At 59.2% G+C, this 14,182-nt stretch carries 14 protein-coding genes; 6 read left to right on the top strand and 8 right to left on the bottom strand.

What is annotated here, in order from left to right:
* Nucleotides 1-25: 25 nt before the first annotated feature.
* Genes ACR0DK_RS10290 through ACR0DK_RS10280 form a run of 3 tightly spaced genes read right to left on the bottom strand, consistent with a single transcriptional unit; the run spans nucleotide 26 to nucleotide 3,033 of the window.
* A complete protein-coding gene (locus ACR0DK_RS10290) occupies nucleotides 26-1,072 on the bottom strand; it encodes an aldo/keto reductase (protein ID WP_480736024.1) in 1,047 nt (348 codons plus the stop codon).
* 31 nt (nucleotides 1,073-1,103) lie between these two features.
* The gene (locus tag ACR0DK_RS10285) at nucleotides 1,104-1,562 is read right to left on the bottom strand and encodes a DNA polymerase III subunit chi (protein ID WP_170732376.1); all 459 of its coding nucleotides are present in this window, start codon (nucleotides 1,560-1,562) and stop codon (nucleotides 1,104-1,106) included.
* 4 nt (nucleotides 1,563-1,566) lie between these two features.
* On the bottom strand, nucleotides 1,567-3,033 hold the full coding sequence (locus ACR0DK_RS10280; protein WP_170732377.1) for a leucyl aminopeptidase: 1,467 nt from the start codon (nucleotides 3,031-3,033) through the stop codon (nucleotides 1,567-1,569).
* 219 nt (nucleotides 3,034-3,252) lie between these two features.
* Between ACR0DK_RS10280 and lptG the strand changes: the two genes are divergently transcribed.
* The 5 genes from lptG (at nucleotide 3,253) to rsmA (ending at nucleotide 9,649) form a co-directional block, all read left to right on the top strand.
* Nucleotides 3,253-4,353 (top strand): LPS export ABC transporter permease LptG, encoded by a 1,101-nt coding sequence (gene lptG / locus ACR0DK_RS10275; protein WP_223118273.1) that lies wholly within the window; start codon nucleotides 3,253-3,255, stop codon nucleotides 4,351-4,353.
* Nucleotides 4,353-6,518, top strand: coding sequence for an LPS-assembly protein LptD (locus ACR0DK_RS10270; protein WP_480736022.1), 2,166 nt, complete (start codon nucleotides 4,353-4,355; stop codon nucleotides 6,516-6,518). The genes lptG and ACR0DK_RS10270 overlap by 1 nt, the downstream gene beginning before the upstream one ends.
* On the top strand, nucleotides 6,509-7,762 hold the full coding sequence (locus tag ACR0DK_RS10265) for a peptidylprolyl isomerase (protein WP_480736020.1): 1,254 nt from the start codon (nucleotides 6,509-6,511) through the stop codon (nucleotides 7,760-7,762). The genes ACR0DK_RS10270 and ACR0DK_RS10265 overlap by 10 nt, the downstream gene beginning before the upstream one ends.
* Nucleotides 7,759-8,724, top strand: a complete 966-nt coding sequence (gene pdxA / locus ACR0DK_RS10260) for a 4-hydroxythreonine-4-phosphate dehydrogenase PdxA (RefSeq protein WP_480736018.1) — start codon at nucleotides 7,759-7,761, stop codon at nucleotides 8,722-8,724. Before ACR0DK_RS10265 ends, pdxA begins: the two co-directional genes overlap by 4 nt.
* An 82-nt stretch (nucleotides 8,725-8,806) precedes the next feature.
* Nucleotides 8,807-9,649, top strand: a complete 843-nt coding sequence (gene rsmA, locus ACR0DK_RS10255; protein ID WP_170610981.1) for a 16S rRNA (adenine(1518)-N(6)/adenine(1519)-N(6))-dimethyltransferase RsmA — start codon at nucleotides 8,807-8,809, stop codon at nucleotides 9,647-9,649.
* A 58-nt stretch (nucleotides 9,650-9,707) separates the two neighbouring features.
* On the opposite strand, the gene ACR0DK_RS10250 is transcribed toward rsmA, so the two are convergent.
* The 3 genes from ACR0DK_RS10250 to prfA all read right to left on the bottom strand — a co-directional run bounded on the left by ACR0DK_RS10250 (nucleotide 9,708) and on the right by prfA (nucleotide 12,426).
* Entirely contained in the window at nucleotides 9,708-10,289 is a 582-nt protein-coding gene (locus ACR0DK_RS10250; RefSeq protein WP_170396747.1) for a DUF4167 domain-containing protein, read from the bottom strand.
* 227 nt (nucleotides 10,290-10,516) lie between these two features.
* Complete coding sequence (gene prmC / locus ACR0DK_RS10245; protein ID WP_480736014.1) at nucleotides 10,517-11,374, bottom strand: peptide chain release factor N(5)-glutamine methyltransferase; 858 nt, start codon at nucleotides 11,372-11,374, stop codon at nucleotides 10,517-10,519.
* Nucleotides 11,371-12,426 (bottom strand): peptide chain release factor 1, encoded by a 1,056-nt coding sequence (gene prfA / locus ACR0DK_RS10240; protein WP_170396981.1) that lies wholly within the window; start codon nucleotides 12,424-12,426, stop codon nucleotides 11,371-11,373. The genes prmC and prfA overlap by 4 nt, the downstream gene beginning before the upstream one ends.
* 62 nt (nucleotides 12,427-12,488) lie before the next feature.
* On the opposite strand from prfA, the gene ACR0DK_RS10235 reads away from it, so the two are divergent.
* On the top strand, nucleotides 12,489-12,791 hold the full coding sequence (locus tag ACR0DK_RS10235; RefSeq protein ID WP_170509520.1) for a hypothetical protein: 303 nt from the start codon (nucleotides 12,489-12,491) through the stop codon (nucleotides 12,789-12,791).
* Here the strand turns inward: ACR0DK_RS10235 and ACR0DK_RS10230 are convergent.
* Nucleotides 12,717-13,130, bottom strand: a complete 414-nt coding sequence (locus ACR0DK_RS10230) for a DUF1499 domain-containing protein (protein WP_170509517.1) — start codon at nucleotides 13,128-13,130, stop codon at nucleotides 12,717-12,719. The two genes, ACR0DK_RS10235 and ACR0DK_RS10230, sit on opposite strands and share 75 nt — an antisense overlap.
* A 45-nt stretch (nucleotides 13,131-13,175) precedes the next feature.
* Complete coding sequence (gene speB, locus ACR0DK_RS10225; protein WP_170396741.1) at nucleotides 13,176-14,123, bottom strand: agmatinase; 948 nt, start codon at nucleotides 14,121-14,123, stop codon at nucleotides 13,176-13,178.
* Between the last annotated feature and the right edge of the window lie 59 nt (nucleotides 14,124-14,182).

Raw genomic sequence — 14,182 nt, 5'->3', positions numbered from 1 at the left:
CGACGGGGGCAGAGCCCCCATCCCTTCAATATGGCATCGGAAACGCCCGATGCGCCGCACTGATCTCGGCCATCACTTCGGACGACAGCTTCAAATCCTTACCCGCCAGAATATGTTCTAGCTGCGCTAAAGTCGTCGCGCCAAAGATGGTTGAGGCCATGAAAGGACGGCTGCAACACCACGCCAGTGACATGTGGATCGGGTCCAGCCCATGCCGCGCGGCAACATCCAGATAAGCAGCCACGGCATCAAAAACGCGATCTGTTTTACGCCCGCCCATATTCGGCACCAGCGCCATGCGTGATCCTTCTGGAACAGCACCCCCTTGATATTTCCCAGTCAGGAAACCCGCCGCCAACGGTGAGAATGATAGTAGCCCGACATCTTCCAGAAGACACAATTCAGCCAGGTCGGTATCGAATAACCGGCAGAGCAAAGAATATTCGTTCTGGATCGACGCGACCGGAGGTCCACTAACCTCATCCGACGCCCACAACCACTGAGCGGTACCCCAAGCGCTTTCATTCGACAGACCAAAGGCACGGATATTGCCCTTGTCCACCTGCGCCTGCAGAGCGATCAGGCTTTCGCGCATCTCGTCCATAATCTCGTCACGGTTGTGACCCGAGGGCGCATAGTCCCAGTTCTGTCGGAACATGTAGCTGCCACGATTTGGCCAGTGGAACTGATAGAGATCTATGCAATCAGTCTGTAGACGACGCAGTGAACCCTCTATCGCCTCAGGTATGGTCTCTTTCGAGATTGGGGCGCCATTGCGCGCATGCACGAACCCTTCACCAGAGTGTTTCGTGGCCAGCACATAGTCCCCTCGACGCGAAGGATTGGCGGCATTCCAATTGCCAAGAATCTCTTCGGTCCGCCCGACCGTCTCTGCCGAGATCGGGTTCACCGGATACATCTCAGCCGCGTCGACAAAGTTGATCCCACCCGCAAGCGCCATGTCCATCTGGCGGTGCGCCTCAGTTTCCGAGGTCTGAGTACCAAAGGTCATTGTCCCAAGACATAAATCCGACACCATGATCCCGGTGCGGCCCAAAGGCTTCATATCCATTTGAAATCTCCTAAAATATATTTGTGGCCGATCAAGCCTCGGCCTTTTTCTCCCATCGTCCGGATTCCTCGGACCAATACTGTGCCGAACATCCCGCCCCGGTCAGAGCCTTCCACTGCCCGCGCGCATGTTGAACCGCCTCCGGATCATTCCCGTCGAACAGAATGCAGACACGCTCCATGGTCGAAACTTCCTCCGCCTCAACCGTTGCCCCATCGACAGCCATCACACAGGTCGCGCCATTTGCAGCCCCTTGGCCGGTCGTCAGCAGAACGGGCTGTGCCGCGTCGTGCGGGCCACCTTCGCGGCCATGCGGCAGGAACCCGTCCTCAGGTCCCAGCCACAATTTCTCATCCAGCCAGTCCATCCGCACAGGGTCGATTCCCCGCACGGCAATCCGCCACCCGGCCTGTCGTGCCTTGTCGAGCAGCACAGGCAATGTGTGCTCTAACGGCTGGCGGGTCAGGTGGTAGAAATAGACGGCACCCATGCGCTTACTCGAAATTGTCCTGCACGAACCGGCTTAGCGCGCGGACGCCCCAGCCCGTGGCCCCTTTCGGCGCATAAGAGGTCTCGGAAGAGACAGAGGCCACACCTGCGATATCCAAGTGAATCCACGGCGTCTCTTCCTTGACGAAACGCTGCAGGAACTGCGCTGCGGTGATCGAACCTGCGGGCCGCCCGCCCACGTTCTTCATATCCGCAATGCGCGATTTAAGTTGTTTGTCGTAGCCTTCACCCAAGGGCAGCCGCCATGCGCCCTCGTCCTCGGCCTTGGCCGACTTCAAGAAGGCGTCGCAGAAGGTGTCATTGTTTGAAAACACACCGGCATTCTCATGCCCAAGACCAATGATGACCGCGCCCGTCAGTGTGGCCAGATCGATCATGCCCACCGGCTGGAACCGATCCTGCGCGTACCACATGACGTCACACAGAACCAAACGACCCTCGGCATCGGTGTTGATGATCTCGACAGTGTCGCCTTTCATCGAAGTGACCACATCGCCTGGGCGAGAGGCATTGCCCGAGGGCATGTTTTCGACCAACCCGACCAGCCCCACGACATTGGCTTTGGCGTTGCGCTTGGCCAACGCTCGCATGGTTCCGGCAACAACACCCGCGCCGCCCATGTCCATGGTCATGTCTTCCATGCCTCCGGCCGGCTTAAGCGAGATACCGCCGGTATCGAACACGACGCCCTTACCGACCAAGGCCAGCGGCGCGTCATCCTTGTCGCCGCCGTCCCATTGCATCACCACAACTTTCGAGGGGCTGACCGAGCCCTGCCCGACGCTCAGCAGCGTACGCATGCCCAGTTCGGCCAGCTTGTCCTCTTCCAGAACCTCGACCTTCAGGCCCAGCGATTCCATCTCGACCAATCTGTCCGCGAACTCAGTTGTCGTCAGCACATTCGCGGGTTCATTTGTCAGATCTCGTGTCATGCGCACACCGTCTGCGACGGCATAGAGCGGTGCAAAAGCGGCTTCGGCCTCCTCCGGCTTGGAGTGACCGATGGTGATCTCACCCGCCGGGTCTGAGTCCTTGGATTTGTGGACATCGAAATCGTAGGCCCGCAGTACCATGCCCAAGGCTACCTCTTCGATACGCGCGTGATTGGCGGCCATGACCAGCACGGGTTTGCCCGCTGCAGCTTTCGCCAGATTGGCCCCGGCCTTGCGCGCCTCGTCCGCGTCGGGGCGACGCGGCAACACCAGAATGTCCAGCGCCTCGGCCACCATTCCGGCAGGCCAGGCCAGCGAAATAACATTACCCGATTTGACCTTGCTGAACCGCTCGCTTTCGACCAGCCGCGCAACCGCGCCTTTGGTCAGGCGATTGGCTCGACGCGCGGCGGGGCTCATCTTGCCATCGGCGGGAATGAGAATGGCCACGCGCCCTTCGGTTTGCGCTATCGCATCAAGGTCAAAGGGGGTGAATCGGACGGGCACAAGACTGCTCATATCATTCTCCTGAAAAATGCGTTGCCCAAGACCTAGCCCGCGCAGCCACCGTTGACCAGATAGCAGTTTTCCCCGCCGGGCAATTGCATTATGGTCGCGCGAAAATAACGGCAGGCTCGGGGGAGAGAACGTGACACCAATCGGCAGTTACAGGCCGTCGCGCATGATTCCATGCCCGATTGTGATTCTTGGATGCCGGGGTTTGACGGGGATGCCCAAGTGATCCTCGACCGCTATTTTGCCCGCCGCTTTATTCAAAGCTTTCTTGTAATCGGCGGCATTTTTCTGACCTTGATGATCCTGATCGATCTGATCGAACAGGTGCGGCGGTTCGATGGCGTTGACCTATCCTTTGGCCAGTTGCTGCAACTGACGTTGCTGAACACACCGGCCGCGATCAGCGAGATGTTACCCCTGCTAATGATCCTGGCCACCATCGCGCTGTTTGTCGGCCTCGCCCGCAGCTCCGAACTGGTGGTGACCCGCGCTATCGGGCGATCCGGTATCCGAGCCCTGCTGGCGCCCGTGTTGCTTGCGCTGACCATCGGCGCACTTGCTGTGACTTTGCTGAATCCCATCGCGGCCGCGACGTCGGAAGAGTTCCAACGCTTGTCCGATGGCTATCGCAACCAGGGTGGCTCAGCCCTGTCCATCAGCCGCGAGGGGTTGTGGCTGCGCCAGAGCTCAGCCAACGGTCAGTCGGTGATTCACGCAACCGGCACTGTCAACGGCGACCGGTTCGCCCTGCGGAACGTGACCATCACAACGTTCTCATCCGACGGCAAGCCGAACCAGCAAATCTCGGCCCAGCAAGCTGATCTGGAGGATGGATTCTGGACCTTGCATCAGGCCAAAATCTGGCCCATTCAGGACGATCTCAATCCCGAAGCAAATGCCACCAGCCATGAGATCCTGAACCTACCCACAACGCTGACCAGAGACCGGATTCTGGACACTCTCGGGCAAAAGGATTCAGTTTCGGTCTATGATCTGCCCCAGTTGATTCGTGATCTGGGCGAGGCGGGATTTTCAACCAAGCAATATGAGGTCTGGCTGCAGGTACAACTTGCGCGACCCCTGTTTCTGGTTTCGATGGTTCTGATCGGGGCCGCCTTCACAATGCGCCATGTCCGGTTCGGCGGCACCGGAGTTGCCGTGCTGACCGCCGTATTGCTGGGGTTCGGTATCTACTTCATCCGGAATTTCGCCCAAATTCTTGGCGAAAACGGGCAATTACCTATTCTGGTCTCGGCCTGGGCCCCACCCTTTGCGGGCATTCTACTGTCTCTGGGCCTGTTGCTCCATGCGGAGGATGGCTGATGCGCTCCGTCCTGTCTTTGTTGCTGTCGAGCGCACTGATCCTCTCGCTGCCAGCAGCAGCCACCGCTCAGTCCGAACCAGAAGGTGCCGCCAGCGAGGCTGACGCGACTGAACAGAAGCAACCCGCCCTACTGGTGGCCGATGAGATATTCATTACCCCGGATCGCAAACTGGTCGCAGAGGGGAATGTCGAGGCCTTCCAAGGCGACGTCAAACTGACAGCGCAAAGCGTCACCTATGATCGCGAAACCGGCGAGCTGACCCTGACCGGCCCAATCCGGATCGATCAAGGCGGGAACAGCACATTGCTGGCCGATTCCGCGCAGTTGGACAGCGGGATACAGAATGGACTTCTGATGGGCGCGCGCATGGTCTTTGACCAGCAAGTGCAGATCGCCTCAGTCCAGGCCACCCGTGCGGCAGGTCGCTATACGCAATTCAGCAAGGTCGCTGCAACCTCATGTCATGTCTGCGCGAATGGCAGACCCCCGATCTGGCAAATTCGCGCCCGGAAAGTGACCCATGACCAGCTTGAACGGCAGCTCTATTTCGAAGGCGCACAGTTCCGAATACTCGATGTCCCGGTCTTCTACTTTCCCACGCTACGCCTACCCGACCCGACACTTGAGCGGGCGACCGGCTTTCTCGTGCCGTCGATCCGCACCACTTCGCAACTGGGCACTGGAGTTCAGGTGCCGTATTTCTTCAAGATCGGAGATCACAAGGACCTGACTCTGACGCCCTATCTGTCGTCCAAGACCCGCACACTTGGGTTTCGTTACCGGCAGGCATTCAAACGCGGGCGCATTCGGCTGCGAGGCTCTTATACACGCGACGACCTGCAGCCCGGTCAGGATCGGGGGTATTTCTTCGCCGATGGCCGGTTCGGTCTTGGAAATGACTACCGGCTGACATTCGATATCAAAACAACTTCGGATGACTCGTATCTGGCAGATTACGGCTTGCCCGATTTTGACCGCCTGCGTAGCGAAATTGCACTTGAGCGGATCAAGCGTGATACGGCGTTCAGAACCAGCTTCATCCACTACAAGTCCCTTCGGGATAGCGAAAATCAGGATGAAATCCCATCGCGTGTCTTCGACATCAACTATCGAAAGCGATTCTTCCCCAGCACCTTAGGGGGTGAAGTTGAACTAAGCCTCGATGGTCACACCCACACGCGAACCAGTGACGAAGATATTATTGGTCGCGACGTCGCCAGGGCAACATTCGATGCGGAATGGCTGCGCAACTGGACCTTTGCGACCGGATTACGTGCAGAGGCATTGGTGGGCGCGTCAGTGGATACGTTCAATATCCGCAATGACAGCGAGTTTCCGAACAATGTAACCCGCTCGACCCCGCGTGCAGCTTTTACCCTGCGCTACCCCATGCTGCGCCGCGAGCAGTCCGGTGCAACACAAATCCTTGAGCCAATCGCGCAAATTGGTTGGACGCATGTTTCGAACAATGACGTTCCCAACGATGAAAGTACCTTTCAGGAACTCGATCAGGGCAATCTTTTGTCCCTTTCGCGCTTTCCGGCCCCCGACCGCCGCGAAGACGGTGCAACCGCCGTTGTGGGCCTGAACTGGTCTCGGTACAATGCTGACGGCTGGCGGGCGCTGGCGACAATCGGACAGGTCTTCCGGTCCGATGCGGATCCGGATTTCACGCTCACATCGGGGCTGCAGGGTACCAAGTCCGACATTCTGCTTGCCGGGCAATTGAATAACGGCAAGGGGCTGACATTGGCCGCGCGTGGGCTTTTAAACAGCGATTTCAGTTTTACCAAAGCTGAAATTCGTGCAGGCTGGTCTAATGGAGATACGGCAATCTCCGGCGGGTACATCTGGCTCGAACCTGATCCTGCTGAAGCAAATAATGATGAAATCTCGGAACTACGGGTCGGTGGCCGCTACCGCGTAGACCAAAATTGGCTAACCCTTGCCAGCGCACGCTATGATTTCAGCGAATCCGAACCACTCCGCCTTGGGTTCGGCGTGACCTACGAAAATGAGTGTGTGCAGGTAAATGTGAACGTCAACAGACGCTTTACCTCCACATCAAGTATTGAGCCTTCGACAGAATTCGGCTTTACCGTTGCCCTGACAGGGTATTCCGTCGAAGGCGATGGACAGAAGTTTAAGAGAAGATGCAGTTGATCTCAGGTTTCACAAAATCTCTCCGCTCTGGCTGCCGCAGATCGGTGCTGCCGGTGCTAGCTGCCGCGCTTGTTGCAATGGCCACACCACAGGTCCAGGCTCAAAGCCTGTTCTCGCCTGCAATCCGGGTCAATCAGGACATCGTCACCTGGTATGAACTTCAACAACGTCAGCAGTTTCTCGAACTGCTCGGCGTTCCGGGCAGTTCCGAGCGCGAAGTCCGCGAAGCCCTGATCGAGGATCGTCTGCGCAAACAGGCGATGCGCGATGCCGGCATCGAAGCCGCGCCCGAAGATATCCAGACCGGGATTGATGAATTCGCCTCGCGCGGAAACCTCAGCAGCGAAGAGTTTCTGCAGCTGCTCAACGATGCGGGCGTATCAAAGGAAACCGTCAGGGATTTTGTTGCCGATCAACTGTCCTGGCGCGACTTTGTCAGTACCCGCTTTCTGTCGCAGGCTCGTCCCTCGGAAGATGAGATCAACCGTGCACTGGGTCAGGGTGGCGGCGGCGGCCTACAGGTTCTGTTGTCCGAAATTATCATTCCGGTAACACCGCAGACCCTGGCGCAGGCTGAAGCCCTGGCCGATGAAATCTCACAACTTCCCGATCAAGACAGCTTTTCTTCGGCTGCTACGCAATACTCTGCCGCTGCCACACGCGAGAATGGCGGGCGACTGGATTGGCTGTCGCTCAACAACCTGCCTCCGGCGCTGCAACCAGTCATTCTGGGCTTGAAAACCGGTGAGATCACCGACCCGCTGTCGCTCCCGAACGCGGTGGCTCTGTTCCAGATGCGCGGCATCCGCGAAGTTGCCGCAGGTGCCCCAACCTATTCCGAGATCGACTACGCGATCTACTACCTTCCCGGTGGCCGCAGCACCGAAACGCTTGCAAAAGCCGAAAAGCTCAAGGAAGAGATCGACACTTGCGATGACCTCTACGGCATAGCCAAAGATCAATCGCCCGACGTGCTGGAACGCCTTACCCAAAGCCCCTCGGCGATTCCACGCGACGTAGCGCTTGAGCTGGCCAAGCTTGATCCAAATGAGGCATCGGCCACGCTGACGCGCAACAACGGGCAGACGCTGATGTTCCTGATGCTGTGCAATCGCACCCGCAACCTGGGCGAAGACACCACCCGTGTGGACGTAGCAAACGCACTAACCCAGCAGCGGTTACAGGCCCTTGCAAACAGCCTGCTGGAACAGCTGAGGGCCGACGCTGTCATCATCGAACAATGATCGCCCCAATCGCGCTAAGCTGTGGTGAGCCCGCCGGGATCGGACCCGAAATCGCAGCCAAAGCTTGGGCAGCCCTGCGCGATACCTGTCCGTTCTTCTACATCGGCGACGCATCACATTTGCCCGATGGAACACCCATTACCCGGATCGCCGACCCGTCTGAGGCGACACCGGCCAGCGCCTCGGCTCTGCCGGTGCTGCATTTCGACTTTCCTGCCCCGAACACGCCCGGCCACCCCGATCCAGCAAACGCACTTTCGGTCATCGATTCTATTGAAAAGGGTGTTGAGCTGGTGAGTTCCGGCGCAGCCTCTGCACTGTGTACCGCGCCGATCCACAAAAAGGCGCTGATCGACGGTGCGGGCTTTGCCTTCCCCGGCCATACCGAATTTCTTGCGGCGTTGGCAGGCCGGTCGCGCGTGGTAATGATGCTGGCCAGCGAACAGCTCCGCGTGGTTCCTGCCACCATCCACATCCCGCTCTCCCAGGTCCCAAGCGCACTCACCCCGGATGTGCTGCGTGAAACCATCGAGATCACCGCCCAAGGCCTGCGCACCCAATTCGGCATCCCCCACCCTCGCATCGCCATCGCGGGGCTGAACCCCCATGCAGGCGAAGGCGGGAAAATGGGTACGGAAGAGCTTGACTGGATCGCGCCACTGATCGCAGACCTCAATCCAGTCGATTGCACCGTGACCGGACCCCACCCGGCAGACACTATGTTCCACGCCGCGGCGCGCACGCGATATGATGCCGCGATTGCGATGTATCACGACCAGGCCCTGATCCCGATAAAGACACTGGATTTCGACCGCGGTGTGAACGTAACCTTGGGCCTGCCCTTCGTCCGGACCTCGCCGGATCACGGCACCGCTCTGGACATCGCGGGCCAAAGCAGCGCGACCCCCAACAGCCTGATCGAGGCCCTGAAGCTCGCCCAGCGAATGGCGCAGTCCCGCTAATGCTTCATCTGGCCCCAAATACCTCCGCCGGAGGCAAAAAAATCTCTGGCGCTCCCCCTCCATTCCGAACAACGCTAAAGTCATGAGCGCCATCGACTCCCTCCCCCCGCTGCGCGAGGTTATCGCAACTCACCAGCTTTCGGCCCGCAAGTCGCTGGGCCAGAACTTCCTGCTCGACCTCAACTTGACAGCCAAGATCGCGCGGCAGGCGGGTGATCTGACTCAATGCGATGTCCTTGAAATCGGCCCAGGCCCCGGAGGTCTGACTCGCGGGCTTCTGTCCGAAGGCGCGCGCAAAGTCGTGGCCGTGGAAAAGGACACCCGCTGCATCGCCGCCCTGAACGACATCGCCGCCGCCTATCCGGGCCAGCTGGAAGTAATCAACGGCGACGCGCTGGAAATCGAGCCGCTGGCCCACCTGACACCTCCGATCCGGGTGGCCGCGAACCTTCCCTACAATGTCGGGACCGAGCTTCTGGTCCGCTGGCTCACCCCGCCCGAATGGCCGCCCTTCTGGCAGAGCCTGACCCTTATGTTTCAACGTGAAGTGGCCGAGCGGATCGTCGCCCAACCCGGCAGCAAGGCCTATGGCCGCCTCGCCATCCTTGCCCAATGGCGGGCCGAAGCGCGCATTGCAATGTCCCTGCCACCCGGAGCCTTCACTCCACCGCCCAAGGTCTCAAGCGCCGTGGTTCACCTGACTGCCCTGCCCGAACCCCGCTATCCCGCTGACGCCGCAACCCTGTCGCGCGTGGTTGCCACAGCCTTCAATCAGCGCCGCAAAATGCTCCGGGCCTCACTCAAAGGGGCAGCGCCAGATATCGAGGACCGCCTGATCGCAGCCGGAATCAAACCCACCGACCGGGCCGAGCAGATCCCGCTCGAAGCCTTCTGCGCGCTCGCGCGCGAAATTCGCAAACCCTGAACGAAAAAACCCCAGGCCTTTGCCCGGGGTTTTCATTCAATTCATGATCGAAAAGCCCTTATTCAGCTGCCTCGGGTGCGTCGCCCTTGTCAGCGGGTGCATCCTCAGCCGCAGGGGTGGCAGCCTTTGGCTTCCGGGTGCGCGGGCGGCGCGGCTTTTCCTTACGCTCGGTCGCTTCGGGTTGCTCGGCATCCTTGCTTTCCGGCGTCTCGACCAGCCCTGTATCGGGCGCAGCCGCCTCATTCCCGAAATCCACAACGTCCGGCTGCGGAGCCTCGGCCGGATCGGCCTGACGGGCTGCTTCGCGTTCCTGACGCTCGGCGCGTTCACGATCACGCTCGGCCTGTCGTTCGCGGTTCTGACGCTCTTGCTCTTCGCGGCGCGCTTCGATCTCGCGCTGCGCTTCGCTTAGCATGCGCAGATAGTGCTCGGCGTGTTGCTGAAAGTTCTCAGCTGCCACGCGGTCATTCGACAGCTGAGCGTCGCGCGCCAATTGGTTGTATTTGTCAATGATCTGCTGCGGTGTGCCACGCACCTTGCCTTCGGGGCCCGAGCTGTCAAAAACCCGGTTTACGACGTTTCCGCCAGAAGGACGATTGCGGTTGTTCTTGGCCCGCGAGCGGGATTTGGAAGATCTCATCTTACTTTACGTCAGCCTTATCAATTCACTGTCGATCAACCCGTATCTAACGCTGCTCAGTGGCTTGTGCCGTTACGCGCTATCGACTTTTTGGGCTTGGCGTCGGGGGTGCGCTGAAACAGCGTCAACCTCGCCGACTAATCCTGAGTAAACATGTCCTGAGCGTTCAGACAAGGGGATTCTCGAAAATGTCGCAGCTTTTTTACATCAATCGGCATTTTTCGGCCTCAGTTTCGCTTAGAAGGCGGCATTCTGGCCCCCACAACACGATCACGCCTGTCCAGATCGGGGATCACCTTTACGCCGGTCAAACCAGCGGCATCAAAAAGGGCAGAAACATAAGCGCCCTGTGTCGGGCCAATTTCAACCAGGATACGCCCGCCGGGCATCAGATAATCCGGGGCCGACGCCGCAATACGGCGATAGGCATCCAGACCGTCGCCCTCATCCGTCAGCGCCATGCGCGGCTCATGCTCGCGCACTTCAGGGGAAAGCGCGTGCATCTCGTCCGCTGAAATATAGGGCGGATTCGAGACAATCAGATCGAACTGACCCTTAATGTTTTCGAACCAGTCAGATTGCCGAATCTCGGCGCGCGCCTGCATCTGATGCTGTACTGCATTGGCGCTGGCCTGCAGACAGGCAGCTTCGCTGAGGTCGGCGCCGACGCCCGAGGCACTCGCCCGCTCGGCCAGCAAGGTGATCAGGATACAGCCCGAGCCCACACCCAAATCGAGTACATGATCAAACGGCTCGCTCAGCGCCGCCTCGATCAATGCCTCGGTCTCCGGGCGCGGGTCCAGCACATCGCGACTGACCCGAAACCGGCGGCCATAGAATTCCCGCTCGCCCAACAGATGCGACACCGGCACACGGATGGCCCGCAGCGAAATCAGCTGGTCATAGCGTTCCGCAATATCGACAGGCAGTTCTTCGGGCGCGATCAGAGTCACCCGGCTGGCCTCGATCCGCGCCGCATGCGCCAGCAGCACCCGCGCATCCCGCGCTGGATCAGGCACACCGGCTGCTCGCAAACGTGCGGTTGCAGCGACCATGGCCTGCGCGGCTGTCAGCGCCGAAATCATTGCGCCATTTCGGCCAGAAGCCGAGCCTGATCATCTGCGGTCAGCGCGTCGATCACCTCATCCAGATCGCCCTGCATCACCTGATCCAGCTTATAAAGCGTCAGGTTAATGCGGTGATCCGTCATGCGGCCTTGCGGGAAGTTATACGTCCTAATCCGTTCCGACCGGTCACCTGAACCGACCTGACTGGCGCGATCCGCCGAGCGTTCGCTGTCGATCCGCTGCCGTTCAAGATCATAAAGGCGCGTTTTCAGCACCTGCATCGCTATCTCACGGTTTCGGTGCTGGGATTTCTCGGAACTGGTCACCACGATACCGCTGGGCAAGTGAGTAATCCGCACAGCCGAATCCGTCGTGTTCACGTGCTGCCCCCCCGCGCCCGAGCTGCGCATCGTGTCAATACGGATGTCATTGGCATCGATCTGAATGTCCACATCCTCGGCCTCTGGCAAAACCGCCACCGTCGCCGCCGAGGTATGAATGCGCCCACCGCTTTCGGTTTCGGGCACGCGCTGCACGCGATGCACGCCGGATTCGTACTTCATCCGCGCAAAGACATTGTCGCCCTTGATATGTGCCACCACCTCTTTGATCCCACCAAGATCAGACGCTTGTTCCTCGATGATCTCGAACTGCCAGCCCCGCGCTTCGGCATAGCGTTGATACATGCGCAGCAAGTCTCCGGCAAACAGCGCGGCCTCATCCCCGCCGGTGCCGGGGCGTATTTCCAGCATTGCCGGGCGCGCATCAGCCGCGTCTTTGGGCAACAGCGCCAGCTGCAAGGCATGCTCCGCCTCGGGGATACGCGCCTGCAGTTCTGGAATTTCCTCTTCAGCCAGCTCTTTCATGTCCGGGTCGGACAGCATTGCCTCGGCCTCGGCCAGATCAGAAACCAGCTGACGCCACGCCATGATCTGATCGACCACCGGCTTGAGGTCGGAATATTCCTTTGCCAAAGCTGCAATATCCCCGCCCGAGGCACCATCCGCCATGGCCGCTTCGAGGTATTGGAATCGCTGAGTTATCTGTTCAAGGCGTTCTTCGGGGATCATCCGCGCGGTGTCTATCATCCAGAGGCTTTGGTCAAGGCCCTGCCTTGTGCTAGGCTTGGGCCATGAAGCGACTGATCTTAGCCCTGACACTCATTGCGACGCCCGGAATGGCCGATGTTGTTGGCCCCGGAGGCAAAGTGCAAGACTGCTATTGCACCGACAAATCCGGCACCCGCATCGAGCTGGGAGAGATGATATGCCTGCAGGTCGACGGCCGCATGTTCATGGCTCAATGCCAGATGTCGCTGAACGTGCCCATGTGGCGCGAGGTGCAAGAGGGCTGTTTGTCGTCAGGGTTGCAGCAAAGCAAGCCATTGGGTGACCCGGTCCCGATTGACGCCGAAATCTTTCCGGCCAAATCTTAATCTTGCATAGATACGCAGCGTATCACCGTCTAGCTGCACGGTGGTGTAATCGGGAAAACCGAACACCTTGGTACGGGTGATATAGGTGATCATGCCCTCTTCCAGCGATCCGGCCAGCACACTGGTGCGTGGTGTTGCGCGCGCAATTTTATCGAGACGCGCCAGCCCATCAGGACCGGTTTCGACGACCCGAACGACACCACCCTTCAGGTCTCGTTCCGTGTCTTCAGGGGCCACATGCCAGCGCACAGGATCTGAAGGCGCAAGTCTGATATAGGCACCCATTGCAAGGCCCACCGCAATCAACAGCCACAGCAACATTTTTATCTGCCCATTCATTCCCGCTATGCCCTGCTTACTCGGTCAGAGGATGGCGTCGCACCCCTATCGTGACGTCACTCCGGGCAGAATGCACAGCATCTCGAACAGTAGATTGGCTGCGGTCAGTGCCGTATTGCCCGACGGATCATAGGGTGGAGATACTTCGACCAGATCGCAGCCCACCACATTCATGCCTGCCAGCGCATGGATCAACTGCAGCGCCTGCGGAGTGGTCAGACCTGCGATCTCGGGCGTGCCTGTTCCGGGTGCATAGGCCGGATCGAGGCTGTCGATATCGTAGGTGATATAGACCGGGTGATCGTCAACAGTTTTACGGATCAAAGAGCCTATTTCGGTCAGGTTCTGTTGCCACAGCTCCCACGCCGGGTACTGACGGAACCCCCAACCCTGTGCCTCGGTAAAGTCGCTGGCGGCGTAACCCGAGCCTCGAATGCCGATCTGAAAGGTCTTGTCAGGGACAATCAGCCCTTCCTCATAGGCGCGGCGGAAGACAGTGCCGTGGGTTTCCTTTTCACCGAACATCTCATCATTCACGTCGGCATGGGCGTCCACGTGCACCAGTGCCACAGGCCCGTGCTTGGCTGCCATCGCCCGCAGGATCGGCAAAGTGATCGAGTGATCCCCACCCATCGCCACTGGGACAACACCTTGCGCCAAAATGCCGTCATAGCTTTCCTTGATGATCTTAAGACTATCGGCGAGCGAGAAAGTGTTGATCGCCAGATCGCCGATATCTGCGATCTGCAGATGGTCGAAGGGCGCCGCGCCATTGGACATGTTATAGGGCCGGATCATCGCACTTTCACTGCGAATCTGCTTGGGTCCGAACCGTGTGCCCGACCGCCACGAAGTGCCGATATCCATCGGAACCCCCAGGATCGCCACATCCAGCCCGTCCAGCGACGACGCCTGTGGCAACCGCATAAACGTGTTCGGCCCCGAAAACCGTGCCAGATCATTGCCGCCAATCGGTTGGTTGTATTGGGTCATGTGATGTCTCCGATCCGGCGCCTCACCAAGCAGATACCGGGATTATGCCTAACCAAAGG

Source organism: Ruegeria sp. CE6 (assembly GCF_056537485.1).
Note: the sequence above shows the minus strand (reverse complement) of the source record. Positions and strands in the feature narration are given on the sequence as shown.

Excerpts from the sequence above, each read along its gene's own strand:
- pdxA (WP_480736018.1), top strand. The coding sequence starts at position 7,759 with ATGATCGCCCCAATCGCGCTAAGCTGTGGTGAGCCCGCCGGGATCGGA.
- rsmA (WP_170610981.1), top strand. The coding sequence starts at position 8,807 with ATGAGCGCCATCGACTCCCTCCCCCCGCTGCGCGAGGTTATCGCAACT.
- ACR0DK_RS10250 (WP_170396747.1), bottom strand. The coding sequence starts at position 10,289 with ATGAGATCTTCCAAATCCCGCTCGCGGGCCAAGAACAACCGCAATCGT.
- ACR0DK_RS10280 (WP_170732377.1), bottom strand. The coding sequence starts at position 3,033 with ATGAGCAGTCTTGTGCCCGTCCGATTCACCCCCTTTGACCTTGATGCG.
- ACR0DK_RS10270 (WP_480736022.1), top strand. The coding sequence starts at position 4,353 with ATGCGCTCCGTCCTGTCTTTGTTGCTGTCGAGCGCACTGATCCTCTCG.
- ACR0DK_RS10285 (WP_170732376.1), bottom strand. The coding sequence starts at position 1,562 with ATGGGTGCCGTCTATTTCTACCACCTGACCCGCCAGCCGTTAGAGCAC.
- ACR0DK_RS10265 (WP_480736020.1), top strand. The coding sequence starts at position 6,509 with ATGCAGTTGATCTCAGGTTTCACAAAATCTCTCCGCTCTGGCTGCCGC.
- ACR0DK_RS10290 (WP_480736024.1), bottom strand. The coding sequence starts at position 1,072 with ATGGATATGAAGCCTTTGGGCCGCACCGGGATCATGGTGTCGGATTTA.
- ACR0DK_RS10230 (WP_170509517.1), bottom strand. The coding sequence starts at position 13,130 with ATGAATGGGCAGATAAAAATGTTGCTGTGGCTGTTGATTGCGGTGGGC.
- ACR0DK_RS10235 (WP_170509520.1), top strand. The coding sequence starts at position 12,489 with ATGAAGCGACTGATCTTAGCCCTGACACTCATTGCGACGCCCGGAATG.
- prfA (WP_170396981.1), bottom strand. The coding sequence starts at position 12,426 with ATGATCCCCGAAGAACGCCTTGAACAGATAACTCAGCGATTCCAATAC.
- prmC (WP_480736014.1), bottom strand. The coding sequence starts at position 11,374 with ATGATTTCGGCGCTGACAGCCGCGCAGGCCATGGTCGCTGCAACCGCA.
- speB (WP_170396741.1), bottom strand. The coding sequence starts at position 14,123 with ATGACCCAATACAACCAACCGATTGGCGGCAATGATCTGGCACGGTTT.